Raw genomic sequence first — 1023 nt, 5'->3', positions numbered from 1 at the left:
CGCGCCTGTGGCTGAACGACGCCACCGGCCAGGTCGTCCGGAACGGCCTCGGCCGGCTCGGCGTGTCGGCTCCGTCCCGCATGTAGCGGTCGCCCTCTCCGCAAGACACCGGTGTTCGCGCACCGAACACCCGCATCCCGGGGTGTCGAGCGCGAACACCGGTGTTTTGCGAAATCGGCACGCCCCACGGGCAGGGTCAGGTCAGCGTGACGATGCGGTCGGCTGCGGCGATCGCCGCGGGGTCGTGGGCCGCGTGCACGACCACGACACCGGCTGCGGCCTCGTCGGCGAGCGCCGCCACCACGAGCGCCGCCGACTCAGCATCGACCCCGGCGGTCGGTTCGTCGACCAGCAGCACCCCCGCCCGCTGGGCCAGCCCGAGCGCGACGAGCGTGCGCTGCCGCTGCCCGCCGGAGAGCTCCTCGATCGGCCGATCGGCAAGGTCCGTGATCGCCATCCGCTCGAGCTGCGCGTCGACGACCGCTCGGTCAGCGCGTCCGAGCGGCCGCCACCACGCGCGGTGCCGCCACCGCCCCATCGTGACGGCCGCGCGGACGGTGAGCGGGAGCGTGGTCGGCGGCACGGACTGGGTCACGTAGGCGACACCGTCGGACGGGAGGCCCGTCACCCGCCCGGCGGTCGGCCGCACGACGTCCGCGACCACGTCGAGCAGCGTCGACTTGCCGGATCCGTTCGGCCCGGTGAGCGCGGTGACGACCCCGGCGGGGAAGACCGCGTCCACACCGTCGAGGACGGTCCGGTCGCCGAGGACGGCCGTCACCCGGTCCAGGTGGACGGCAGATCGGGGATCGGCGGGGTCGGTCGGCTCGGTCGCAGGCACCTGAGCACGCTATCAGTATCGATACTCGTTTTCATGTAGCGTCTCGGACCGTGACCTGGCTGACCGATCCGTTCTCCGTCGACTTCATGGTGCGCGCCCTGGTCGGCGGCTCCCTGGCGGCGGTCCTGTGCGCCGTCGTCGGCACGTGGGTGCTGGTGCGCGGCATGGCGTTCCTGCGCGAG

Annotated in this window: 2 protein-coding genes; one reads left to right on the top strand and one right to left on the bottom strand. The window is 73.2% G+C overall.

The window, feature by feature from the left end; translation table 11 throughout:
- Positions 1-86 (top strand): DALR anticodon-binding domain-containing protein (locus tag BACI9J_RS24820; protein ID WP_159736718.1); only part of this gene is annotated, 86 nt, incomplete at its 5' end.
- Between the two features lie 110 nt (positions 87-196).
- Here the strand turns inward: BACI9J_RS24820 and aztA are convergent.
- Entirely contained in the window at positions 197-841 is a 645-nt protein-coding gene (gene aztA / locus BACI9J_RS23355; RefSeq protein WP_236558898.1) for a zinc ABC transporter ATP-binding protein AztA, read from the bottom strand.
- Positions 842-1023 lie beyond the last annotated feature (182 nt).

The organism is Arthrobacter sp. 9V (assembly GCF_902506065.1).
Taxonomy (GTDB): Bacteria; Actinomycetota; Actinomycetes; order Actinomycetales; family Micrococcaceae; genus Arthrobacter.
The sequence above is the reverse complement of the archived record's forward strand: the minus strand, read 5'-3'. Positions and strand labels throughout refer to the sequence as shown.